The organism is Candidatus Methylomicrobium oryzae (assembly GCF_016745425.1).
Classification (GTDB): Bacteria; Pseudomonadota; Gammaproteobacteria; order Methylococcales; family Methylomonadaceae; genus Methylomicrobium; species Methylomicrobium oryzae.
Genome location: NZ_JAERVK010000010.1, coordinates 182,856 through 206,380, shown reverse-complemented (window position 1 = coordinate 206,380; position 23,525 = coordinate 182,856). Strand labels below are relative to the sequence as shown.

Genomic DNA, 23,525 nt, shown 5'->3' with positions numbered 1-23,525 from the left:
TCGGAATGGCAGTTTCCTGCCTAATGGCCGTTTACACAAAAATTCTTACACCCTCTGTTCCAGTGAACAGACAAAAGTTTGAGGCAAATCGTGCAACAATCTCACCATTATTCAATGGTTTGAGCAACGATCATGCTACTGAATTGCGATGATTCGTAACAACTGCCAAATCAAAGCATCGAAAACGCCGAGCACAAAGAGATTGCCCACTTACCGAGCTAAATGGATAGCTAACGCGTTAGACCCAGAAATATATCAGAGCCCGCATTGTTTTGCCAAAGACCTGGAACGAAGGCTCATGAATGCATCACGACGCACAAAAGAAAGAAACACCGCTCGATCTCCCAAAAAGTTGCGTTTACCGCCGATTCCGATACACTCACTCCATTTACCACTATTTCCCAAACGTTTGATCATGCGCGATTCCAATCCCAGAACCGTTTATCTGAAAGACTACACCGTACCGGAATATCTGATCCAAAACGTCGATCTGAACTTCACGCTGGACGAGGAAAATACCCGCGTCGTCTCAAGGCTGACAATGTGCCGGAATCCGGCCAGCCGGTCGAGCGATGCCTCGCTGACGCTGGCCGGCGAAAATCTGGCATTGGTCCGGGTGGTGTTGAACGAGGACCGCGAACTGGGCGATCAGGACTATCTGCAAACGCCGGATTCGTTGATCATTCACGAAGTGCCGCAGCAGCGCAGTTTCGTGCTGACGATCGAGAACCTGATCAACCCAAAAGCCAATACCGCGCTCGAAGGCCTGTATCTGTCGAACGGGATGCTGTGCACACAGTGCGAGGCCGAAGGGTTCCGCAAGATTACCTATTTCCTGGACCGCCCCGATGTGATGGCCGCGTTCACGACCACGATCGTCGCCGACAGGGACCGCTTTCCGGTGCTGCTGTCGAACGGCAACAAGGTCGGCAGCGGCGACCTGCCGGACAATCGGCACTGGGTTTCCTGGAAAGACCCGTTCAAGAAGCCCTGCTATCTGTTCGCGCTGGTCGCGGGCCGGCTCGATTGCGTCGAGGGCCGTTTCACGACGATGTCCGGCCGCGACATCGCGCTGCAAATCTTCGTCGAGAAGCACGACCTGGACAAATGCGATCATGCGATGCAATCGCTGAAGAATGCGATGGCCTGGGACGAGCAGGTTTACGGGCGCGAATACGATCTGGACCTCTACATGATCGTCGCGGTCGGCCATTTCAATATGGGCGCAATGGAAAACAAGGGGCTGAACATTTTCAATACCAAGTTCGTGCTGGCCCGGCCCGATACCGCGACCGATGCGGATTACGAAAATATCGAAGGAGTGATCGGGCATGAATATTTCCATAACTGGACCGGCAACCGGATCACCTGCCGCGACTGGTTCCAGCTCAGCCTGAAGGAAGGCTTTACGGTGTTCCGCGACCAGGAATTCACCGGCGACCGCACATCCCGAGCGGTCAAACGGATCGAGGACGTAAACATGCTGCGCACCCGCCAGTTCGCCGAAGATGCGGGCCCCCTGGCGCACCCGATCCGGCCCGATGCCTATATCGAAATCAACAATTTCTACACGCTGACGGTTTACGAAAAAGGCGCCGAAGTCGTGCGCATGCTGCATACGCTGCTCGGCGCCGAGGGCTTCCGGAAAGGCAGCGACCTCTATTTCGAACGCCACGACGGCCAGGCGGTCACCTGCGACGATTTCGTCAGCGCGATGGAAGCCGCGAACGGCGTAGACCTGAGCCGGTTCCGCCGCTGGTATGCGCAGGCGGGCACGCCGGTGATCAGCGTCGCGCAACATTTCGATGCCGCGCAAAAGACGCTTTCCCTGACGCTTTCCCAGCATTGCCCGCCGACACCGGGGCAAACCGCTAAGGAACCGCTGCATATTCCGGTCGTAACCGGCTTGATCAACCGCAACGGCTCCCCGGCGCTTTGCCGCCTGGAAGAAAACGCGGCAGCGGCCGAGCAGGTCGTCCTTGAATTGACCCAGGCCGAGCAGACCTTCGTGTTTTCCGGGCTGGACGAAGAACCGGTCGTTTCGCTGCTGCGCGGTTTTTCGGCGCCGGTCAAACTGGCTTTGAACCGGCAGCCCGAGGAACTGGCGTTCCTACTGAGCCACGACCCGGACACCTTCAACCGCTGGGATGCCGGCCAGCAGTTAGCGGTGCAGGTGATGTCGGGGTTGATCGCCGATTATCAGAACGGCGCGGAATTGGCCGTCAATCCGCTGCTGATCGACGCCTTCCGCAAAGTGCTGGAACAATCGTGGGACGACTTGTCCTATTTTTCGCTGCTGATGACATTGCCTTCGGAGCTGTACCTGACCGAGCAAATGCGCGTGGTCGACGTCGAGGCGATCCATCATGCTCGGGAAGCGGTCGCCCGGGCGCTGGCGGAACAGCTGCGCGAACCGCTCGAAGCGCTCTATCTGCGCTACCACCGCGACGAGTCCGGCCGCTTCGATGCCGGCGCGATCGGCCGCCGCCGCATCAAGAATACCTGCCTCAGCTATCTCGCGCGGCTCGACGCGGACTGGGTTCAGCATTGGTCGCTGCAGCAGTTCAACACCGCCAAGAACATGACCGACCAGCTCGCCGCGCTAACCGTAATCGTAAACTATCCGCATCCGGCCCGGCAGCAATGCCTGGACGGCTTTTACCGGCACTGGCAGCACGAGGCGCTGGTCATCGACAAATGGTTCTCGGCCCAGGCGATGAGCCCGATGCCGGGCACTTACGAAAGAGTGCTTGACCTGCTCGGCCATCCGGCCTTCGACATCAGGAATCCGAACCGGGTCCGCTCGCTGATCGGCGCCTTCTCGCAATCGAATCCGCTGCATTTCCATGCCGCCGATGGCCAAGGCTACCGTTTTCTGGCCGACCGGATTATCGAGTTGAACAGCTTGAATCCGCAAGTCGCCTCAAGGATGGTCGGCGCCCTGACTTCATGGCGGCGCTATGACGAAAACCGCCGGAACCTGATGAAAGCAGAGCTGGAACGGATCGTCTCGACTGAGGCGATTTCGAAAGACGTTTATGAGGTGGCGGCAAAGAGTTTGGCCTAACGCCCCTCTTCCCGAAACCTGTCAAGAAAAGGCGGAAACTCCCCGCCTTTTCTATCGCGCCAACCGTAGCCCGTATCCACAGCGGAGATACGCGTTTTCGACAAGAAATCCCGAAATTATTCTTTGCAAATCAGTTACCTCACTCTGGACGATAGATATTTAAGCTATCCATTGAGTACCCTTTTATTACCCTTTTTGAGTCGTTTACAAGGTTCTGCCAGACAAATAAACTAACCCCGCTGGCGAAAATTAGAGGGAAATTTTGCGTTGATGACTTCGAGCAAGCAAGCTCGTATACCAATAAGGAAGAAGTTCAGAAAACGTAACGCGACGGAAGCGATATATCACCCCCGGTGCCGCAAAACCGATTATTCTGGCCGAGAGGGATCTCAAGCAAAATGCAGGGCCAGATACGGGATTATTCGACAGGGCGACCAAGTCATGGTGGAAACCCTCGGCGCACGGCGTATCCTGGGAAGGTGGTAGATCGCGGGCGGACACAGGACTACAGGCTGCCAATAACGCGACCGCCAGCTTATTTTTTTCGCGGCCGAAATCGGACGGACCCGATTTCGGCTTCCGCGCAAAATACTGACTGATGCTCCCGAAAATCAACGCAATTAAGGAAGTTTTCGATGAAATATGTAGCCATCATAGAACCCACCAATAAAGGCTTTTCGGCTTATAGTCCGGATATACCCGGATATATCGCAAAAGGCGTCACGGAAGAAAGCGCCAAAGACGCTCTGAAAGAAGCCATCTCTTACCATATCGAGAAACTCAGGGAAGTAGGGCTCGATATTCCCAGAAGCTATTGCAGGGCGGAAACCATTGATATTGCCACCTGACCTTTTTTGCCGACCCCGACAAACTCCCCGGTAACTTTCCGGAAATTGGCAAGGAAAAGGCGTAGCGATTCGTACTGCGGCATAGAGTCAAATGGTGGCTGACGCTTAAGGTCGTTGCCGCTGGTTCGAAAGCGCGTCTCGCAAGGCAAGCAAACGATGAAAGGAGTTACAGGGGGCGCGCCGCTGACTTACCGATGCGAATTGTTTTTTACTCTCCCCAGAGCGATCCGCAACAGTATTCAGTCACTCCTACAGGCAATTCGCCAGTATGATGGCACGTTTCGGGGCCGGCAAACCTTCTATCGTTAATCCAGGCGCGTTCGGATCGAGAAAGTCCGGCAGCGACTGAAACGGCATCCATTCGGTGCTGCGCTGTTCTTCAACGCAGGTAGGCGTTACGTCGATCGTGCGGATATTGCCGAAGCGGCAGCGCCTGAGCCAGCTCTCCAGCGTCGCAAGGCTGGGAATGAACCAGACGTTTCGCATGTTCGCATAACGGTCTTCCGGCATCAACGTCTCTCCCAACCCGCCGTCGATGATTAACGTTTCGAGCACCAGCTCGCCTCCGGGCCTCAAACAATCCCGCAGCTCGAGCAAATGATCGATCGGCGACCGCCGATGATACAGCACACCCATCGAAAATACCGTATCGAAGGCTTTTAGCCCCGCCGGCAACGCTTCGAGCCCGAAAGGCAACACATGCACCGGCGCAGGCCCGTAGAGCGATTTGACCAGCCGGAACTGGATCACATTCAGCAGCAGAGGATCGATTCCGACGACCGCTTTTGCGCCTGCCCCGAGCATCCGCCAGCAGTGATAGCCGCTGCCGCAGCCGACATCCAGCACCAGCCGGTGCGCGAGTGGGGTGATATGGTCCTTGAGCCGATTCCATTTCCAGTCCGACCGCCACTCGGTATCGATCTTGATGCCGTAAAGTTCGTAAGGCCCTTTGCGCCAGGGGATCAGTTCGCGCAGTATTTCCAACAGCAACCCCCTATCCGTTTCGGCGATATCTTCGACGCAGCCGATCCGCACGGTATCTTCGGTCAGGCAGCGCTCGGAGGGCGACAAGACGGGCAGACGCCCCAGCAGTGCCAGCCAATGCGGCAAAGTGCCGTGTCGGGCGGGATCCAGCCCGGCAGCGATTTGCGCAGGCAGGCAGTCCGCCCATTCCCCCGCCCCGGCTTCCCTGAGCGCGGCGTATAAATCCTGATCATCATTCATTTCAAAGCAAGGATCGAAGCGAAATTGAAATATTGGAACCAGACTTCCGCGCTGGCGAATCCGGCTTCGAGCAGACGGCTTTGATGCGTCTTGAACGTCTCCGGAATCAGCACGTTCTCCAGCGCGCTGCGTTTCTGGCTGATTTCGAGTTCGCTGTAACCCTGCGCCCGTTTAAAAGCATGATGCATTTCGGTTTGGAGTTCCTGCTGCCTCGGATCGTCGAAGCACAGTTTTTCGGAAAGAACCAACAATCCGCCCGGCAAAAGTCCTTCCTGGATTTTTCGAAGGAAAGGCCGGCGGTCTTCGAGCGGAATGAATTGCAGCGTAAAATTCAGCACCACGACCGACGCGTTTTCGATCGCGATGTCGCGAATGTCCGCGCAACGGATTTCGACGTTCGCATGGGGCGCCTCTTTTTGTAAGCGTTCCCGAAAACGCGAAATCATCGATTCCGAATTATCGACCGCAACGATTCGGCAATGAGGCGCTTCGATCTGTTGCAGCATGCTGAAGGTTACAGCACCCAGCGAACAGCCCAGATCGTAGCAAACGCTGTCCGGACGTGCGAAACGGCCGGCCAGCAGCCCGATCGCCGCGATGATCGCCTGATAGCCCGGCACGGAGCGCCGGATCATGTCGGGGAAGACTTCGGCGACTTTGTCGTCGAATTTAAACGCTTCGATCGCCCCTATAGGACTGGCATAAATGGAATCTTTGGGCTGAGTCACTGGAAAAAATTTAAATGCGGGCAGCCTGATAGAGACAATGTCTTCGGCAGCGAGGGATCGATCAATCCGGAATCAGATCAATGTCGTGTCGAGATGGCCGAACTTGACGGCAAGACGGGTCAACTCCACGTCGTTTTTGATCTTGAGCTTTTCATAAAGCCGATAGCGGTAGGTATTTACCGTTTTGCTGCTGATCGCCAACATTTCGGCCATTTCCTGTATCGTTTTGCCCTGCAGGATCAGCGTCACGATTTCGGCCTCCCGCTGGGACAATTTACCGAACGGCGACTGGTGATTGTCGAGCAGATTTTGAAAAGCCAGATTATTCGCCACATCGCTGCACAGATAGCGCTTGCCTTCAATCGCCTTACGGATCGCGCAGATCATCTCCTCCGCCGAAGAAGATTTGGAAATGAAGCCCAACACGCCCAGCTTCAATAATTGCTGAGGGATCGGGCCGTCGTTATATGCCGACAGGCCGATGATTTTGATGGCCGGATTCTGCCGCAGAATGCGCCGGCTCGCTTCCACGCCGCCGATGCCCGGCATGCTTACGTCCATCAATATCACGTCGGGAGCCATTTCGCCCACCATGGCCACAGCCTGCTCGCCGGAATCCGCAACCGCCACGACTTGAATTTCATTATCCGAATTCAGCAGCGCCTGAATGCCAGTTCTTACCAATTGATGATCATCAACGAGGAGTACACTAATCATAATTATTTATATTTTAATCTTATAATCAGTCAATCAGCATTGTCGTGGACCGGTAAAGCCGGCAATACATCCCATGAGGCCGCCATTATAACGGCTACGCCCGTGTTTGTCTTATCTTAAGAAATGTGGTTAATGACCAAAAAACAACCCAATGATTTTACCGAGGGCACATCGGCCAATTTTTACAGTGCTTGTATATCGAGGCCTGCTCATTCATCATAGCCTTCATTTGATGTAGATTTTCGAGCCGGGATACCCCACCTCTCCTCGAACTTTTCATTTAACCGTGTTACTAATACAAAAGGAGAAAGATGATGACAACCGAAATCGCATCCAGAATAGCGGCCTCCCTGATGCCTGCCTTTTTGCTGATCGGAACGGGCGGGCCGGCGTTGGCGAAAGAAAATGCGGATATCCGAAGAACGGTTTTATTGCAACAACAGGTGTCCTTACCCAGTTCCAATGTGAACGGGAGAGTGATTCGGGTCAATTTTCCGGCGGGATTCAAAACGCCGCGCCATACGCACGAGGGGCCGGGACCGCGGTACGTGGTCAAAGGCACGCTGCAAGTGGTGGAAGGCGAAAAAACAGGCATTTATTCGGCAGGCGAAGTATTCTGGGAAACCGGCCAATCGATGACCGTGGAGAATATTGGCGGCGAACCGGCCGAATTGATCATTTTCGAAATGGGAAAAGGACATTGAGATGGGACGCCGGCTGAGCCTGCTGCTGTTACTGCTGTATTGGGCCCAGGCTTCGGCAAAGCCGCCGACGCCCCTGCTCTGGCAGGTCAGCGACGAAGACAATAGCATTTATTTGCTCGGCTCGTTCCACATGCTGAAGGCGGAAGATTATCCACTGGCCGATCCGGTCAATAAAGCGTTCGACGAAGCCGATAAGGTCTACTTCGAGGTGCCTCCGGACGAGCTAAACGACGGTGCACGGGTTCAATCGCTCATGAAGACCGGCATGATCGCGGGGGGCGAGACGCTCGAACAGAGCCTGCGCCCTAAAACCTGGCATCGGCTGCAAAGCTACTGCGAAGCGAACGGTTTGCCGCTCGACACGTTCCAAACGATGAAACCGTGGTTGGCCGCGCTGACGATAGCAAGCCTGGAAACCGTAAAAGCCGGGTATCTGCCCGACCTGGGGCTAGACAAGCATTATATGGAAATGGCCGCAATCGCCCACAAGGAAACGGCCGGACTGGAAAGTCTAAGCCAGCAATTCAACGTTTTCGATCGTATGGAACCCAAGGAACAGGAATTGTTCTTGAACCAGACGCTAAAAGATATGCAGAACCCGCGGCAATTGCACGAACTGCATCAGCACTGGCGCAACGGGGATGCGGACGGCCTGATGCAGTTGCTGCGTCAGGATACAGTGAACGAAATCCCCGAATTTTACCGCCGCCTGAACAGCGAAAGAAACCGCGCCTGGCTGCCGCAAATTGCCGCCTTCCTGAAGGAGAACCGGGAAGGCAGCGCTTTGGTCGTGGTCGGCAGCCTGCACTTATTGGGTGACGAGGGACTGATCGAATTGTTAAGGCGACAGGGATTCCGCACGGTCCGAGTGCAATAAAAAAGGATCAATGCTGCGTGTCGGTGTCAACCCGATAAGCCGATAATTTGTCGGCCAGCAATTTTTGCACGTCGATCCGGTCAAAACGGTATTGTTTGTTGCAGAATTCGCAGCCGACTTCGACCGCGCCTTTCGCTTCGAGAAGATGCTCAAGTTCCTGCGGCCCGAGCGTACGCAGTGCGTATTCGATTTTTTGTTTCGAACACGAACATTCGAACCGTACCGGTTCCGCGTCGAAGAGTCGGACTTTTTCTTCATGAAACAGGCGGTGCAGCAGAGGTTCGCAGTCGAGGTTCAACAGCTCCGGCGCAGTCAGCGTATCGGCCAGTATCACGATGCGCTCCCAATCGGTTTTGAAATCCTTGTGTTCGGGCAATTCCTGCAGCAGCAAGCCCGCCGCAACCTGTTCATTCGCGAACAGCCAGAGCCGGGTGTCGAGCTGTTCGGACTGAACGAAATAAGTCTGCAAAGCGACGGCCAGATTGGCGCCTTTCAGCGGCACGATGCCCTGATACGGATCCGCGTTGTCCGGCCGGATCGTCAACACCAGCCGGCCCTCCCCGAACATCGATTCGAGGTGCCCGCTTTGCACTTCACCGGTATGACGAACCAATCCCCTGATCTTGCGGTCGTGCGTCGCTTGCGCGACCAGGGTCCTGAACACGCCGTCGCCCTGGGCCTGCATGATGACCGACCCCTTAAACTTGATTGTGGCCGACAGCAGCACCGCCGCCGCCAGGGCCTGCCCCAGCGTTTCCTGTACGATCGCATTGCCGTGCTGATTGAACTTTGCGTTTTGCCAACTGTTGGACAACTTGACCCATTCGCCGCGCACCCCGAATTCTTCGAAAATAAAGCGGCGTAAAATATCTTCTTCCATCTGTCTTTCCGGATAAACGAACGCTTTATTATAACCTGCAACCGCTGTCGTCTGACTTTCCAATCATTACGGAGGTACCGATCATGCTTTTCTCTTCGAAAAAATTAAATATTCCGGATCCTTCCGAGGCACTGCCCGGCAGTCGCGAACCGGTGCATGTGACCAATCGGCATTTTGTGAACGGCCATCCGATTCTGCCGCCGTTTCCTGATCATCTCAAGCTGGCACTGTTCGGTCTTGGCTGTTTTTGGGGAGCCGAGCGCCGTTTCTGGACCCTTCCGCATATTTTCAGCACGGCGGTCGGCTATAGCGGCGGTTATACGGTGAACCCGACCTACGAACAGGTCTGCACCGGCATGACCGGACACAGCGAAGTGGTTCGTGTGGTTTACGATCCGGAATTGACGCCTTACCGCGAACTGTTAAAAGTGTTCTGGGAATCGCACAATCCGACGCAAGGGATGCGCCAAGGCAATGATATCGGTACGCAGTACAGGTCGGGGATTTATACCTACGATCAGGCACAATTTGAAGAAGCCGTTGCGTCTCGGGAGGCTTTTCAGAAACCACTGGCCGGATCGGGATTCGGAAAAATCACCACCGAGATTCTGCCGGCTGGCGAATTTTACTATGCGGAAGATTACCACCAGCAATACCTTGCCAAAAATCCGGGCGGCTATTGCGGGCTCGGCGGATTGGGGGTGTGTTACGAGGGCGGATGAACGGGCAAAAAAAAGGCGGTACTTCAACCGCCTCAGAACTATTAGGAAGATTTCAACGCAACTTTCAGCTCAAGGGCTCGGAAGAGCCTCAAAAGTTAGGTTAATGATAGCAACAGCTTGAGCAAATAAAAATGTGGCAAATTGTCGCAGGACAACAAAGAGTGCAAAAAAGAGACAATCTGTTGCGTTTTCTGTTCGCCGTCACGGATGGAGTAAGCCGCTGGGCAAAAAAAAGGCGGTATTTCAACCGCCTCAAGACTATTAGGAAGATTTCAACGCAACTTTCAGCTCAAGGACTCCAAAGAGCCTCAAAAGTTAGGTTAATAATAGCAATAGAAAAAACAATTTAAAATGTGGCAAATTGTCGCACCATCACAACGATTACCAAAAAAGCGACAAAAACAGCCCCTGCGTCCTTTCTGTCTCACAATAAGGTTGCGTAAAATTCAACAGATTCAACAGGGGTCTTTACATTGATAAAGATTCGGTAAGAACTTGGAACCTTTTGCTCAAAATGAGATTCGGAGTCTGATTCAATCATAGCAACAGAACGAAAAAGCCCCTGTGCGACATATTGCCGCAGTGCGTAATGCCCGGTAAATTAGCGACAATAGATCCGAAAGCCGGATAGTTTTCTATTTCTCGATTATTAAAAATGCTTACTCACGTCACGCCCAAATCGGAATTCAACGCCAGACAAAATCTGAAATGGCTGTTCATTCTCAGAAACATGCTGATCGTCGCCGCATCGCTGCTGCTGATTATTTCGGTCTACGGCTTGAACATCAAGCTGCCCGAGGGACAGCTCTGGATGGTAATCGTGTCGATCATCTCGGTCAACGTATACACCTCAATGCGCCTGCAGACCGATGATCCTGTGTCGGAACTCGAGATTTTCTCGCAGTTGGCGATCGACGTGCTCGCGATCGCGGCATTCATGTACCTGACCGGGGGTGCCTCAAATCCGATCATCTGGGTGTTCCTTTTGCCGTTGATCGTGACCGCGATCATGCTGCCCCAGTCTTATGCCTGGTATATGGTCGCGCTCACCACCACAATGTACACGATTCTGATCGCACACAATATTCCCCTGCCCTCGATCGAACCGCACATGCCGGACCCCACGCGGCTGCAACCGGACGACATGGCGCATTATTCGATGCTGCTGAACGCGTACGCGGCCAGCGACAGGCATTATTACGACTTGCACATGTTCGGGATGTGGTTCGGGTTCGTGTTCAGCGCAGGGCTGGTCGCGTTTTTCGTAGTCGAACTCGCGAAAACCTTGAAGACGCAAGAACGCAGCCTGGCGATCGCGCGCGAAAACGCGCTGCGGGACGAACGCGTGATCGCCCTCGGCACGCTGGCAGCCAGCGCGGCGCACGATATGGGCACCCCATTGGGCACGATCGCGATCGTCGCGCATGAACTCAGGCAGGAATATCCTCTGCACCGTTTTCCCGATCTGCATGAAAAGATCGATATCGTGCAGCAGCAGGTGGACCGCTGTAAAAAGGCACTGTCGGTGATGTCCGCCTCGGCCGGCGAGATCCGCGCCGAATCGGGCAGCGTGATGCGGGTCACCGCCTACCTCGATAACGTGATCAATCTTTGGCGCACCCAGAAGTCGACCGCGAAACTGAATCTTTTCATCGATCCGGACAATGTAGACGAAGCCGAAATCATCGCGGAACGGACGCTCACCCATGCCCTGATCAATATTTTGAACAATGCGGCCGAGGCTTCCGGAGACAATCGCAAAGGCATCGAATTCCATGCGGCCTGGGATCTCAGGCTAATGCATATCAAGATTCGCGATTATGGCCCCGGTTTCCCGCCGGAAATGGTCGGGACCGCAGGCAGACAGCCGCTGATCAGTAAAAAGCACGGATTGGGAGTCGGGCTGTTCCTGACTTATTCGGCCATCCACCGGCTCGGCGGCACCATCCATCTTTATAACACGCAGCCGCACGGCGCTTGCGTCGACATCACGCTGCCGCTCCTGCATGCCGAACCCAACGAAGAGGAGGCTACCGACAATGGATAAACCGAGATTATTGCTGGTTGACGACGATGAAACCTACTGCCGGGTTTTGAAGTCCGCGCTCGAAAAAAGGGACTATGAAGTGCTGGTCGCCAACGACGTGCAGAGCGGTATCGCGCTCGCGGAGCAAAACCTGCCCGAATACGCGGTGATCGACTTGCGGATCGGCCATGAATCAGGCCTGGAGCTGGTCAAAAAACTGATTTCGCTCGATGCGAATACCGCCTGCGTAATGCTGACCGGTTTTGCGAGCATCGCCACTGCCGTCGAAGCAATCAAACTCGGCGCGATCCATTATCTGACCAAACCCGCCAACGCCGACGAGATTCTGGCCGCCCTGCACAAGAACGAAGGCGATACAACCGTTTCGATCAGCGAAAACCCTCTGTCGGTGAAGCGCCTGGAATGGGAACATCTGCAAAAAATTCTGATGCAGCATGACGGCAATATCTCAGCTGCGGCCCGGGCATTGAACATGCATCGTCGCACGCTGCAGCGCAAACTCGAAAAGCGGCCAGTCAGGGAGTAAAGCCTCTGCCGCCACTGTGACGGTGGCGGCAAACGAGCCGCTTCCGGCTGGCGGACCGAGCACATTCATGGCAAAGTCATTGGCATGCCGACACTCATTCTCCGGCTTCAGCCATCCATTGACAGCGGGTCTTAAAGCTCTACCGCTTATGCTGCCGCTGATTCAGAAAGCGGCGCGCATAAAGCTTTCCGCAACAGCATTATGGAATAACGGTACGGCCTAATTTTCTGCATGATTTGCCAACTGATTCATAGACTTTGAAATAGATTCCGTTATCCTATAGGGCTGGACCTTGGGCAAGAATTGAATTATTGTGCGCTATAGATTTGCTTTGTCCTGTTCCGCGGCTATACGGATTTGGCTTCCGTCTTATCGCGCGAAGTCGCCCAGCCGTAAAAAATATCCCTGATCATGTGTCCGGGAAGTCGGTAAGTCAAACCGTCCCGACATTCCGTCCTTTTCAGCTTACCGGCGCTAAGCCTCGCGTATTTACTTGGCGGCGCGAAGACCAGCCTACTCACTTGCAATGGTTGTTATTCAGAGAGATTCGCGATGAATAAATCAATTGTGTTGTTATTGGCCTTGACGTCCATGTCGGCCTCAGGAGCCGTTACCGGCAAAGCCGAGGATGAGTTGAACCGTTTCGATGTCCTATGCAAGACCGACGCCGACGTGATCGCCAACGGTTATGAATTCAAAAAATCCGGCCTCCCCTACGCGGTGATCGCCGATACAGTCAAGAAAACTTTCGCCAGCAAAACCCATACGTCGAAAGAAAGCGGCAACGACGCTTTGTATTTGATCGATATCGCCTACCGCTTACAACCGAAACTCAGGCAGGAAGTCATTCGCAAAGCCGCCTATCGGCTCTGCATGAAAGAAAAATTATCGACGGATCGATGATTCCGTAAGTCAAACCGCTGCAAAAAATTTATTTTCCGGCTGGAATTTTTAAATGAGAATTGTTATCATTAATTACAATAATCCAGTCAGGAGATCATTCCATGTATGTATGTGTCTGCAAGGCGGTCACCGATACTCAAATTAAGAAAGCCATCGATAATGGGCTCTGCACACGGCGGCAGCTTTTCGATTGCCTCGGCGTCGGCAGCGAGTGCGGAAAATGCAGTAGACAGGTCAAGGAATTGCTTGACGCAAACAAGCAAAATCAATTTATAATGCATCCGGTATCGAATCAACCTGTTTATAATGCCTGTTGAAGGCCGGGAGCATCCATGAAGGGCGATAAAAAGGTCATTGAATTGCTGAATAAAGCATTGATGAACGAGCTGACTGCGATCAATCAATACTTTTTGCACGCCCGGATGTTCAAAAACTGGGGCTTCCATAAGCTGAACGAAAAGGAATACCGCGAATCGATCGATGAGATGAAGCATGCCGATGCGCTGATCGAGCGGATTCTGTTTCTGGAAGGCCTGCCTAATCTGCAGAACCTGGACAAACTGCTGATCGGCGAAAACCCGCAAGAAATGCTCGAATGCGATCTAAAGCTCGAACAGGCCGCGATTCCGCTCCTGAGAGAAGCAATCGCCTATTGCGAATCGGCCCAGGACTATGTTTCGCGCGATCTTTTCGAAGATATTCTCGAAAGCGAGGAAGAGCATCTCGACTGGCTCGAAACCCAGCTCGAGCTGATCGGGAAAATCGGCATTCAAAATTATCTGCAATCCCAAATCTGATTTTCCAGCCTTATCTCCACCCCTTTCTCTCTGCGGATCAACCGCTTATTCCCCGCTTCGAAAATGACAGCCTAGCCCGGACGATCGCTGCCGGGCTATAATAATAAGGTTTTGTCCCTGATTTACGATCCGGCTTACAGCGAGGAAAAAATGTCTCAAATCGTGGTTTGCGCCCTGTACAAATTCGTGGCGCTGGAAAATTATCGCCAACTCAGGCAGCCTTTGCTCCGAATCATGGAAGAGAATGACATCAGGGGAACCCTGCTTCTGGCTTCTGAAGGGATCAACGGCACGATCGCCGGATCGCGCAAAGGAATCGACAAGGTGCTGGCTTGGCTCCGCGCCGACCCCAAGCTCGCGAATATCGAGTACAAGGAATCCCATACCGATCGCCCGCCTTTCAATCGGACCAAAATCAAACTGAAAAAAGAAATCGTCACGATGGGCGTCGAAGGCATCGACCCCCGGCGCATCGTCGGCACTTACGTGAAACCCGCCGACTGGAACCGGCTGATCTCGGACCCGGAATTGATCCTGATCGATACCCGCAACGACTACGAACACCGGGTCGGCACGTTCAAAAACGCGGTCAACCCGAACACCGAAAGCTTCCGCGAGTTTCCGCAATTCGTCAAGGATCATCTCGACCCCGCCAAGCATAAAAAAGTCGCAATGTTCTGCACGGGCGGGATCCGCTGCGAAAAATCGACCGCTTACTTGAAAGAACAAGGCTTCGAGGAAGTCTACCACCTGCAGGGCGGCATCCTGAAATACCTGGAAGAAGTGCCGGTCGAAGACACGCTTTGGCAAGGCGAATGCTTCGTTTTCGACGAACGGATCACGGTCGATCATGCCCTCCAGAAAGGGCAATACGATCAATGCCACGGTTGCCGATTGCCGATCACTGAATCGGACAAGGCCGATTCCCGCTATCGGGCTGGCGTTAGCTGCCCGCATTGCTACGATAAACTGACCGAAGGGCAGAAAAATCGCTTCAGCGAGCGCGAGAAACAGATCCGACTCGCCAAGCAACGCAGCGAAGCCCATATCGGCTCTGACGCCGCCAAAAGCCTGGCTGCAAAGCGAACAGCGAAACAACAGCGCCGCCGGCGGCAGTGCGGTCCGAAGCCTGTCGAGGTTCACGATGACCAATAAATTTGCGATGATCGGCAAAAAAGCGCCATTATTAGCCGTTTCGGAATGGGTGCAGGGATCGCCCATCAATTTCGACGACTTGTTGGGCCGCGTGGTGCTGGTCGATATATTCCAGGTCAATTGCCCCGGCTGCTTTTTGTATGCCTTGCCGAAGGCGATCGAACTGCACCGGAAATATGCCGATGCCGGCTTAAGCGTACTCGGCATCGCGACCGCGTTCGAGGATTTCGATAAAAATACGCTGGAAAATCTGCGCGGATTAGCCGAGCGCAACGAGGTCATCGGCGAAACGTTTAAAGCATTGAGCCGGCATGGCGCGCTTGACCAAGGCCGCCTGCCCTACCGCATCCCCTTCCCGCTGGGAATGGACCGGTTGACCGAACGTCAGGGCGAAACTTCCGAAACCGAGATTCTTGATTTCATTCACGACCGGCTACCCGATTTCGACCGCCAGCCGAATCGCTACCGGCAGCAGGTCGTCGACCAAGTGCGAAGCTATCTGGAATCGCAACACTACCGCGCGGAGACTTTCGAACGTTTTCGGTTGAAGGGCACGCCGTCGCAAATCCTAGTCGACAGGCAAGGCATACTCCGCGCCTCTGAATTCGGGGCCTTCCCCGATTTGGAAAACCGCCTGCTCGAACTGCTGCGGGAATAAATCATCACGCCGGTGCAGCCCATTCCATTACCGCCGTATGACAGGACGAATCCCCTCCATTCGGTCAAAAATTGCCTTTCTACTTGATAGGCAGACACACCCAGAACAGCGCTCCCTCCAGGCACTCGCCAAGCTCGATCTCCGCCCCGTAAGCTTTCAACAGGGAGGCCACGATCTCCAGGCCTAGCCCGGTGCCGCCGGCATTTCGGCGTGTCGTGAAAAAAGGCGTGAAAATCTTGCCGCGGTTCTCCCGCGAAATGCCCGTGCCGTTGTCCTGCAAGCCGATCCGCAGCGCCTCCGCCCGCCGCTCCGAACGAATCTGAAGCTGCGTAGCGCCGTGCTGCAGGCTGTTTTCGAACAAATTCACGAACACGGCCTCGAGCACTTCCGGCGCAACGGCCAGGGATTGCACCGGAGCCGTATCCAGTTCGATTTGCAGGCCGCGTTCGGCATAGCGATGCTTGAGCGGATCGATCACTTCCGGCAAGTTGCAAAAGACCTGCCTGCTCGGCCGCAACGCATCCGCATGAGCAAGCTCGAGCAGGCGGTTCACCAGCTGCCTGAGCCGATACGTATCGGCCAGAAGATTCGCGATAAAGCGCTGCCTGCGCTCTTCCGGCATCGTCTCGGCATGGTCCTGCAGCAGTTCCAGCGCACCCTGAATCGAAGTCAGCGGCGTTTTGAACTCGTGCGAGACATGGGTCGCGAAGCGGCGGATATAATCGGTCCTTTCCGAAAGCGCGCGGGACATGTCCGCAAAACTCTCGGAGAGTCTGGCGATTTCGATCGTGGCCGGATTCTGCAAGGACTCGATGACCTTTTGTTCTCCGCTTTTGACTTTTTCGGTCTGCAGAATCAGCTCCCGGATCGGCCGCGCGATCGCCGAGGAAGCCAGCGTTACGATCATGATCACGATCGCCAGCAGACCGATGCCCGCCAGCAGTACCCTGCCTTTGACCGCATAGAGATGTTTCAGAATGTTGTCCGGCGTGCGCGAGAGATAAAACACCCCTTGCAGGCGGCCGTTTTCGAGCACCGGAAACGCGATGAACACACGGATGTTCGCGCCGCGGCTGATCGAATACAAGGGAGGCGGCGGCTCGTCCGAAATCCGCTGGCGGATCACGCCCGCATAGCGCCCCTGCAAGGCTTCCGCGACCTCTGGAATCTGCGCGAGCGACAAGCCTACTTCTTCGCGGCCGGCGATCACGACGCCGTTCGGGCTGAGCAGCCGAATACCCGACAAGGTAATCTGCTGCGTATCCTGCAATATCGGCCGCAACAGCATACCCGCCCGGCGCGCTAATTCGTCCGACGGCGCCTGCGCCGGTTTCGCCAAAGGCCGCGGCGGCTGGATCGGGTCGAACAGGCTCAACCCCGGAAAAATCGGCGTATAAGGCGCATCCGGCGGAATTGGATAAGTGCCGGCATACGCCAGGCTTCCGGTATTTTTTTCCAGCAGCCGCCCATAGGGTTCGGCCTTGTCCAGATTGCGGAGCAGCTGCCGGTAGCCGGCCGACAGGGCCGCCGCCTGCGCAATCAGCTCACGCTCGGTTTGCTGCACCAGTTCGTTTTCATAAATCCTGAAAAAGTACAGTCCGCCCAACGGCAGTACCAGCACCATCAGCATCACGCACAACAGGATCGTGCGCAGCCGGAACAATCGGGGGCGGAGCAGCGGCGGGCGGAGCTTCATTCGCATCCGGCCAACTGGTAACCGACACCGTGCACCGTCTCGATCGCTTCCCAGCAACCGGCTTCGGCAAGCTTTTGCCGGATATGGCGGATATGGCTATCGATCGTACGGTCGCTGACATAGACATTGTCGTGATAGGCGCTCCGCATGATCTGGTCGCGGCTGAATACGCGGGCGGGATGGCGGATCAGCAGTTGCAATATCGCGAATTCCGTCGCGGTCAGAGAAACCGGTACGCTGTCCCACTGCACCTTATGCCGGTCGACCCAAATGCTGAGCCTGCCCTGCCGAAACAGCGGAACAGGCTCTTCCGCTTTCGGAGCAAGCTGCACGCGCCGCAGAATCACGTTGATCCGCGCCACCAGTTCGCGCGGACTGAACGGCTTGGTCACATAATCGTCGCCTCCGATTTCGAGCCCGAGTATCCGGTCGATTTCATCGTCGCGCGAAGACAGAAACAGGATCGGCACGTCGGAGTGCTTGCGGATCTCGCGGCAGACCTCCAGCCCGTCGTACTCGGGCATGTTGATGTCGAGCACGACCAGGTCGCAAGGTTCGGCCCGAAACGCCGCCAGCGCGCGTCGCCCGTCCTCGGCCTGCCGGACCAGCATGCCCGCCTTTTCGAGCGCAAACCCGATCACGTCCCGGATATGGGCATCGTCGTCGGCCACGAGTATGCGTTTGCTCATCAGGCATCCCTGGAAATCAAAAAACCATGCGGATCAATATAGAACATTCTAAGCCAACCGAGTGGCTTCCCGAAACCGTAATTGGACGGTATCGGCAGCAGGCTCATGATCGAGTAATGCAGATGTGGCGCTTTTCCCTGCGCATTTCCGGTTGCGCCGACCGTTCCGATCGCTTCGCCGGAACGCACGAACTGCCCGGCGCCCACATCGACTTGCTGCAAATGCGCGTAATAATGCAGGTGCCATTTGGGGCCGAGCAGCAATATGACTCGGCCGCCGCGCGCCAAATTGCCCGCATACAGCGTTACTCCGCCGGTTGCCGCAAGAACCGGCATGCCTTTGCGGGCGAAAATGTCGATGCCTTTGTGCACGACCGATCGTCCCCACGGATAATGCCAAAAAGCCTGCGGATTCCAGTCGGCAGGCCTGGCGCCTGCGACCGGAATAAGGCGGGTTTCCGGCACGGCATAGCTGGAAGCCAACAAGGCCAGCAAAATCGCAAGTTTAGCGATATCAGGCATGTCCCCTCTCCTTTTCCATACCCGTTTGATCCGCATCGCCCTGCCCCATCAACTGGTACCAGTCGAAATGCCGCGTCGCCAACATCAGGCCGGCCAGCACGACGAACAGTAACATACTGCCCATCAGCATCGCATAATCCTCCGCCTGCAAGATCACATACAGCACCGCATACAGCAGCGACAATCCGGCTCCGAGCAGTAGACCGAACCTATGGCTGCGCAATATCGCACCGAAATAACAGGTCAGAAGCAGCGTACAGGCGGAAGCGCCGGTCAGATAGGCGTAGAAGAACCGGATATGTTCGGACAGCGCGATCAACAACAGGTAGAACATCAATAACGCAGTCCCGACCAGCACATACTGAACAGGGTGCACGCGCAATTTTTTCAGCAATTCGAACAGGATCAGTACGACAAAAGTGAGCACGATGAACAGTTCCGCATATTTGATGCTGCGTTCGGATTCCTGGTAGACATCAACCGGCTTCAGCAGATCGAACCCGACCGAAGACTCCAGCAAGGCCAGGCAATTGCCTTTCCGGCACGCCTCCAGTCCGCCGCCGACGTCGTAGGAAAAAGAAGAGGCGCGCCAAACGGCCTTGAAACCGTCTTTGCCGATCTCGCGCTGCTCGGGCAGCAGCTGGCCGGTAAAGCTCGGATGCGGCCAATTCGCATCCGCATTCACTTCCGCATCTTCCGCCAGCAGCGCGAAATTCATCGCCCGCATTCCCCTAAGTTCCAGCGCGAACGCGAACTGCAGACGCTGCGCCTGCAGTTCCGGCTTCAATTCCGGCAGAACCGCGTGCATCCCCGCAGTCGCGTTATGCAACTCGGCGCCGGGCTTGAAGGACTGGCCGGCGCCATTCCACGTCAATGCCGAAGGTGCGATCAAGCCGCGTTGATCGCGCACCAGCACGGAGAGGCGCGGGCTTTCGAAGCGAATAAGATGCCCTTTGTTTTGGGCGAGCAAATCCAGAATCGGCTGGGTATTGAACTTCCCTGAAACTTCAACCCGGCTCGTGTACACCGGCACCTGATAGATTCCGCGGTAGCGTTCGGAAGTTTCGACGCGGCTATTGATCTTCAGCTGTTCCGGCATCAGGTAGAGAGCGTCATTCAATGTCGCTTCTTTCACCACTTCTTTCTCGCGCCGATTGCCGTCGAGAATTTTTTCCTTGGTATGATAGGTCAGCGTATAAGGCAGCACCAGCACAGGCCCTGCCAGCGTCTGCGCGCCGGGCCAGCTTTGCCCGATGCTGTCGTAGGCCTTCTGCCGCCAGCCTTGGCGCTCGTAAACGATGCCGCCGATATAGGCGCGCGGAATCAGCAGCAGTAAAATTAAGCCGAAAATAGCACCCAGTTTCAGATAAAAATTGTTTTTCATGGTTTATCGCTCCCGTGGTTGACCGTGCCGAAAACTTTACCGAGGCGCATTGCAAATCGCGTGAAAAGAATTCGAATTTTCAGCGGCTTTTTGTGCAGATTTTGTGCAGAACCGTAAAAACGGGCAAGTTCGAAGCGAATCGGAGTCGCTTTCGTATATAATGGCAGGTTTATCTACCGAGTTATTTTTGCCTCCTTTATCCGATGCCGAAAAAGAAAAGTCCTACGCTGTTCGAAGATTCGCTCGCCGAGCTCGAAGCGTTGGTCAACCAGCTCGAACAGGGCGATATTTCACTGGAAGAATCGCTGAAGTCGTTTGAACGCGGCGTTTTTCTGACTCGCACCTGTCAGCAGGCTTTGCAGGAGGCGGAACAGAAGGTGCAAATTTTATTGGAAAAGAACGGCACGCAAACCCTGGAGCCTTTTACTGATGAGTAATGCGTTAAAAGAATACCTTAGCTTATGCCAAAACCGCGTCGAACGGGCGCTCGAAGCGCGCCTGCCGGGCGAAAACATTCTGCCGCAGAAGCTGCACCAGGCAATGCGCTATTGCGTATTGGACGGCGGCAAACGGATGCGTCCGCTGCTGACCTACTGCACCGGCAAAACGCTGGGAATTGCTCCGGAAGCGCTCGACGGCCCGGCGTGCGCGGTCGAATTCATCCATGTGTATTCGCTGATCCACGACGACTTGCCGGCGATGGACGACGATGACTTACGTCGGGGAAAACCGACCTGCCACGTCGCTTTCGACGAGGCAACCGCGATTTTGACCGGCGACGCGCTGCAGGCGCTCGCCTTCGAAGTCCTGGCGCACGATCCGACGATCCAGGCTACACCCGAAAACCGGATCAAAATGATCACCACATTAGCCCGGGCCAGCGGCTCACTGGGGATGGTCGGCGGCCAGGCGATCGACCTCGCCTCGGTCGGCACTAAGCTGAATCTGCCCGAACTCGAAAACATGCACATCCACAAAACCGGTGCGTTGATCCGGGCGAGTGTGAATCTGGCAACGCTGACCGAATCCGACATCGATCCTTCCGTCGCCGCCAAGCTCGACCAGTATGCCAAATGCATCGGCCTCTCGTTCCAGGTCAAGGACGACATCCTCGACGAAGAGAGCGATACCGCCACGCTCGGCAAGACCCAGGGCAAGGACAAGGACAATGACAAACCGACCTATCCGGCCTTGCTGGGACTGGCCGGCGCCAAACAAAAAGCCCAGGAACTGCACGAAAAAGCGCTCGACAGTCTGAGCATTTTCGGCAGCGAAGCCGATCTACTCCGCGATTTATCCCTTTATATTATTGAGCGGAATCACTAATTCCCAACTTGATTGCTAAGGAATTAAATCGGATAATCGCAAGGCCATCTTCGTGTTCCTTCCGGGAACACGCGGACCAGCGCGCTGCCGTAAGGACCGCGCATTGACCCCGCAAGGAATCGAGTTAAAGATGAATTATTCAGGCCACTACCCTATCTTAGACACCATTGATCTCCCCGCCGATCTACGTAAACTGAAAAAAAGTCAGCTCAAGCCGCTCGCCAAGGAGTTGCGGGAGTACCTGACCCACACGGTCAGCGTCTCCGGCGGCCACTTCGCGGCCGGGCTCGGCACGGTCGAGCTGACCGTGGCGCTGCACTACGTGTTCAATACCCCCGAGGACCAACTGGTCTGGGACGTCGGCCACCAGGCCTACCCGCACAAGATCCTGACCGGCCGCAAAGGCCGCATGACCACGATCCGCACCTTCGGCGGCATCGCCGCGTTCCCGTCCCGGAGCGAGAGCGAGTACGACGCCTTCGGGGTCGGCCATTCCAGCACTTCGATCAGCGCCGCCCTGGGCATGGCGATCGCGGCCGCCCGGAATGGCGAGCACAAACAGATGGTGGCGATCATCGGCGACGGCAGCATCACCGGCGGGATGGCCTACGAGGCCATGAACCATGCCGGGGCCCTGGATGCGAATGTGTTGGTGATTCTGAACGACAACGAGATGTCGATCTCGCCGAACGTCGGGGCGATGAATAATTACCTAGCCAAAATCCTGTCCAGCCGGCTTTACGTGTCAGCCTGGGAAGAGAGTAAAAAGGTGCTCAGCAGCATGCCGACCGTTTGGGAACTCGCGCGCCGCACCGAATCGCACATTAAAGGCATGGTGGTGCCGGGGACCTTGTTCGAGGAGCTCGGCTTCAACTACATCGGTCCCATCGACGGCCATGACCTGGACGTCTTGATTCCGACCCTGGAGAACCTGAAGGCGATGCCCGGCCCCCGCCTCCTGCACATCGTCACCAAGAAAGGCAAGGGCTATGCCCCGGCCGAGAAGGATCCTTTGGCCTACCATGGCGTGCCCGCCTTCGATCCCCGCCAGGACTCGCTGCCCAAGTCGGCCCCCTCCCCGCACCCGACCTATACCGAAGTGTTCGGCCGCTGGCTCTGCGACATGGCCGAACAGGACGAGCGCCTCTTGGGCATCACCCCGGCCATGCGCGAGGGCTCCGGGCTGGTCAAGTTCTCCGAACGCTTCCCGGACCGGTATTTCGATGTCGCGATCGCCGAGCAGCATGCGGTGACCCTGGCTGCGGGCCAGGCCTGCCAGGGCGCCAAGCCGGTGGTGGCGATCTATTCGACCTTTCTGCAGCGGGCCTACGACCAGCTGATCCATGACGTGGCGATCCAAAACCTGGACGTCTTGTTCGCGCTGGACCGGGCAGGCTTGGTCGGACCCGATGGGCCGACCCATGCCGGCAGCTTCGATTTCAGCTACCTCAGCTGCGTACCGAACCTGGTGGTGATGGCGCCGGCCGACGAGAACGAGTGCCGGCAGATGCTCTACACCGGCTTCCTCCATGACGGCCCGGCCACGGTCCGCTACCCGCGCGGCAAAGGGCCGGGGGTGGCGGTCGAGCAGACGATGACCGCCTTGCCGCTCGGCAAGGGCGAGATCCGCCGCCAGGGCAGCAAGATCGCGATCCTCGCCTGGGGCAGCCTGGTCGCCCCGGCGCTCCAGGCGGCCGAGCAGTTCGGCGCCACGGTCGCCAACATGCGCTTTGTGAAGCCGCTCGATGCAGCCTTGATCCGCGAGCTCGCCGACAGCCATGAAATCCTGGTCACGGTCGAGGAGAACGTGCTCGCGGGCGGGGCCGGCAGTGCGGTGAACCAGTTCCTGCAGGCCCAGCGCATCCTGATGCCGGTCTTGAACCTGGGCCTCCCCGACGCCTTCGTCGAACAGGGCACCCGCGAGGAACTGCTCGCCCTCTGCGGCCTCGATGCCCAGGGCATCGCCAACCGCATCGAAGCATTCTGCCCCGAATTGGCCCGAGAAGAACTTGACGTCGCGGTCTGAAAGCATTCCTAAGATTAGGGTTGCCGTCTC

Annotated in this window: 23 protein-coding genes; 15 read left to right on the top strand and 8 right to left on the bottom strand. The window is 55.9% G+C overall.

Annotated features, from left to right (window positions below):
* Nucleotides 1-415 precede the first annotated feature (415 nt).
* Both pepN and JJL52_RS12955 read left to right on the top strand, forming a co-directional pair.
* Nucleotides 416-3,067 (top strand): aminopeptidase N, encoded by a 2,652-nt coding sequence (gene pepN / locus JJL52_RS12960; RefSeq protein ID WP_202052882.1) that lies wholly within the window; start codon nt 416-418, stop codon nt 3,065-3,067.
* A 635-nt stretch (nt 3,068-3,702) separates the two neighbouring features.
* Nucleotides 3,703-3,915: a type II toxin-antitoxin system HicB family antitoxin gene (locus tag JJL52_RS12955; RefSeq protein WP_005373173.1), complete on the top strand. Its 213-nt coding sequence runs from the start codon at nt 3,703-3,705 to the stop codon at nt 3,913-3,915.
* A gap of 249 nt (nt 3,916-4,164) precedes the next feature.
* On the opposite strand, the gene cmoB is transcribed toward JJL52_RS12955, so the two are convergent.
* The 3 genes from cmoB to JJL52_RS12940 all read right to left on the bottom strand — a co-directional run bounded on the left by cmoB (nt 4,165) and on the right by JJL52_RS12940 (nt 6,584).
* The gene (gene cmoB / locus JJL52_RS12950) at nt 4,165-5,139 is read right to left on the bottom strand and encodes a tRNA 5-methoxyuridine(34)/uridine 5-oxyacetic acid(34) synthase CmoB (RefSeq protein WP_202052881.1); all 975 of its coding nucleotides are present in this window, start codon (nt 5,137-5,139) and stop codon (nt 4,165-4,167) included.
* Nucleotides 5,136-5,867 carry a carboxy-S-adenosyl-L-methionine synthase CmoA gene (gene cmoA, locus JJL52_RS12945; RefSeq protein WP_202052880.1) on the bottom strand — a complete coding sequence of 244 codons (732 nt, stop codon included), beginning with the start codon at nt 5,865-5,867 and terminating at the stop codon, nt 5,136-5,138. Before cmoA ends, cmoB begins: the two co-directional genes overlap by 4 nt.
* Nucleotides 5,868-5,939: 72 nt before the next feature.
* Nucleotides 5,940-6,584 carry a response regulator gene (locus JJL52_RS12940; protein WP_202052879.1) on the bottom strand — a complete coding sequence of 215 codons (645 nt, stop codon included), beginning with the start codon at nt 6,582-6,584 and terminating at the stop codon, nt 5,940-5,942.
* Between the two features lie 314 nt (nt 6,585-6,898).
* On the opposite strand from JJL52_RS12940, the gene JJL52_RS12935 reads away from it, so the two are divergent.
* Together JJL52_RS12935 and JJL52_RS12930 are read left to right on the top strand one after the other, a co-directional pair.
* Nucleotides 6,899-7,288, top strand: a complete 390-nt coding sequence (locus JJL52_RS12935; RefSeq protein ID WP_202052878.1) for a cupin domain-containing protein — start codon at nt 6,899-6,901, stop codon at nt 7,286-7,288.
* A 1-nt stretch (nt 7,289) separates the two neighbouring features.
* Nucleotides 7,290-8,165, top strand: coding sequence for a TraB/GumN family protein (locus tag JJL52_RS12930; RefSeq protein ID WP_202052877.1), 876 nt, complete (start codon nt 7,290-7,292; stop codon nt 8,163-8,165).
* Between the two features lie 7 nt (nt 8,166-8,172).
* Here JJL52_RS12930 and hslO read toward each other — a convergent pair whose 3' ends face one another.
* Entirely contained in the window at nt 8,173-9,045 is an 873-nt protein-coding gene (gene hslO, locus JJL52_RS12925; protein WP_202052876.1) for an Hsp33 family molecular chaperone HslO, read from the bottom strand.
* An 83-nt stretch (nt 9,046-9,128) separates the two neighbouring features.
* On the opposite strand from hslO, the gene msrA reads away from it, so the two are divergent.
* The 8 genes from msrA to JJL52_RS12885 all read left to right on the top strand — a co-directional run bounded on the left by msrA (nt 9,129) and on the right by JJL52_RS12885 (nt 15,853).
* Nucleotides 9,129-9,767: a peptide-methionine (S)-S-oxide reductase MsrA gene (msrA, locus tag JJL52_RS12920; RefSeq protein WP_202052875.1), complete on the top strand. Its 639-nt coding sequence runs from the start codon at nt 9,129-9,131 to the stop codon at nt 9,765-9,767.
* A 655-nt stretch (nt 9,768-10,422) separates the two neighbouring features.
* Nucleotides 10,423-11,814, top strand: coding sequence for an ATP-binding protein (locus JJL52_RS12915; RefSeq protein ID WP_202052874.1), 1,392 nt, complete (start codon nt 10,423-10,425; stop codon nt 11,812-11,814).
* Complete coding sequence (locus JJL52_RS12910) at nt 11,807-12,340, top strand: response regulator transcription factor (RefSeq protein WP_202052873.1); 534 nt, start codon at nt 11,807-11,809, stop codon at nt 12,338-12,340. Before JJL52_RS12915 ends, JJL52_RS12910 begins: the two co-directional genes overlap by 8 nt.
* 552 nt (nt 12,341-12,892) lie before the next feature.
* Nucleotides 12,893-13,243, top strand: coding sequence for a hypothetical protein (locus JJL52_RS12905; RefSeq protein ID WP_202052872.1), 351 nt, complete (start codon nt 12,893-12,895; stop codon nt 13,241-13,243).
* Between the two features lie 101 nt (nt 13,244-13,344).
* Entirely contained in the window at nt 13,345-13,560 is a 216-nt protein-coding gene (locus JJL52_RS12900) for a (2Fe-2S)-binding protein (protein WP_202052871.1), read from the top strand.
* 15 nt (nt 13,561-13,575) lie between these two features.
* Nucleotides 13,576-14,040 carry a bacterioferritin gene (gene bfr, locus JJL52_RS12895; protein ID WP_202052870.1) on the top strand — a complete coding sequence of 155 codons (465 nt, stop codon included), beginning with the start codon at nt 13,576-13,578 and terminating at the stop codon, nt 14,038-14,040.
* 150 nt (nt 14,041-14,190) lie between these two features.
* Nucleotides 14,191-15,195: an oxygen-dependent tRNA uridine(34) hydroxylase TrhO gene (gene trhO / locus JJL52_RS12890; protein ID WP_202052869.1), complete on the top strand. Its 1,005-nt coding sequence runs from the start codon at nt 14,191-14,193 to the stop codon at nt 15,193-15,195.
* On the top strand, nt 15,185-15,853 hold the full coding sequence (locus JJL52_RS12885) for a peroxiredoxin family protein (RefSeq protein ID WP_202052868.1): 669 nt from the start codon (nt 15,185-15,187) through the stop codon (nt 15,851-15,853). The genes trhO and JJL52_RS12885 overlap by 11 nt, the downstream gene beginning before the upstream one ends.
* 79 nt (nt 15,854-15,932) lie before the next feature.
* On the opposite strand, the gene JJL52_RS12880 is transcribed toward JJL52_RS12885, so the two are convergent.
* Genes JJL52_RS12880 through creD form a run of 4 tightly spaced genes read right to left on the bottom strand, consistent with a single transcriptional unit; the run spans nt 15,933 to nt 20,143 of the window.
* Nucleotides 15,933-17,549 carry a sensor histidine kinase gene (locus tag JJL52_RS12880; RefSeq protein WP_202052867.1) on the bottom strand — a complete coding sequence of 539 codons (1,617 nt, stop codon included), beginning with the start codon at nt 17,547-17,549 and terminating at the stop codon, nt 15,933-15,935.
* Complete coding sequence (locus JJL52_RS12875; protein WP_202052866.1) at nt 17,546-18,238, bottom strand: response regulator transcription factor; 693 nt, start codon at nt 18,236-18,238, stop codon at nt 17,546-17,548. The genes JJL52_RS12880 and JJL52_RS12875 overlap by 4 nt, the downstream gene beginning before the upstream one ends.
* A complete protein-coding gene (locus tag JJL52_RS12870) occupies nt 18,238-18,759 on the bottom strand; it encodes a M23 family metallopeptidase (protein ID WP_202052865.1) in 522 nt (173 codons plus the stop codon). The genes JJL52_RS12875 and JJL52_RS12870 overlap by 1 nt, the downstream gene beginning before the upstream one ends.
* Entirely contained in the window at nt 18,752-20,143 is a 1,392-nt protein-coding gene (creD, locus tag JJL52_RS12865) for a cell envelope integrity protein CreD (RefSeq protein WP_202052864.1), read from the bottom strand. Before creD ends, JJL52_RS12870 begins: the two co-directional genes overlap by 8 nt.
* A 203-nt stretch (nt 20,144-20,346) precedes the next feature.
* Between creD and JJL52_RS12860 the strand changes: the two genes are divergently transcribed.
* The 3 genes from JJL52_RS12860 to dxs all read left to right on the top strand — a co-directional run bounded on the left by JJL52_RS12860 (nt 20,347) and on the right by dxs (nt 23,495).
* On the top strand, nt 20,347-20,580 hold the full coding sequence (locus JJL52_RS12860; protein ID WP_202052863.1) for an exodeoxyribonuclease VII small subunit: 234 nt from the start codon (nt 20,347-20,349) through the stop codon (nt 20,578-20,580).
* The gene (gene ispA, locus JJL52_RS12855) at nt 20,573-21,469 is read left to right on the top strand and encodes a (2E,6E)-farnesyl diphosphate synthase (RefSeq protein ID WP_202052862.1); all 897 of its coding nucleotides are present in this window, start codon (nt 20,573-20,575) and stop codon (nt 21,467-21,469) included. The genes JJL52_RS12860 and ispA overlap by 8 nt, the downstream gene beginning before the upstream one ends.
* Nucleotides 21,470-21,599: 130 nt before the next feature.
* Nucleotides 21,600-23,495 (top strand): 1-deoxy-D-xylulose-5-phosphate synthase, encoded by a 1,896-nt coding sequence (dxs, locus tag JJL52_RS12850; RefSeq protein WP_202052861.1) that lies wholly within the window; start codon nt 21,600-21,602, stop codon nt 23,493-23,495.
* Nucleotides 23,496-23,525: the final 30 nt, after the last annotated feature.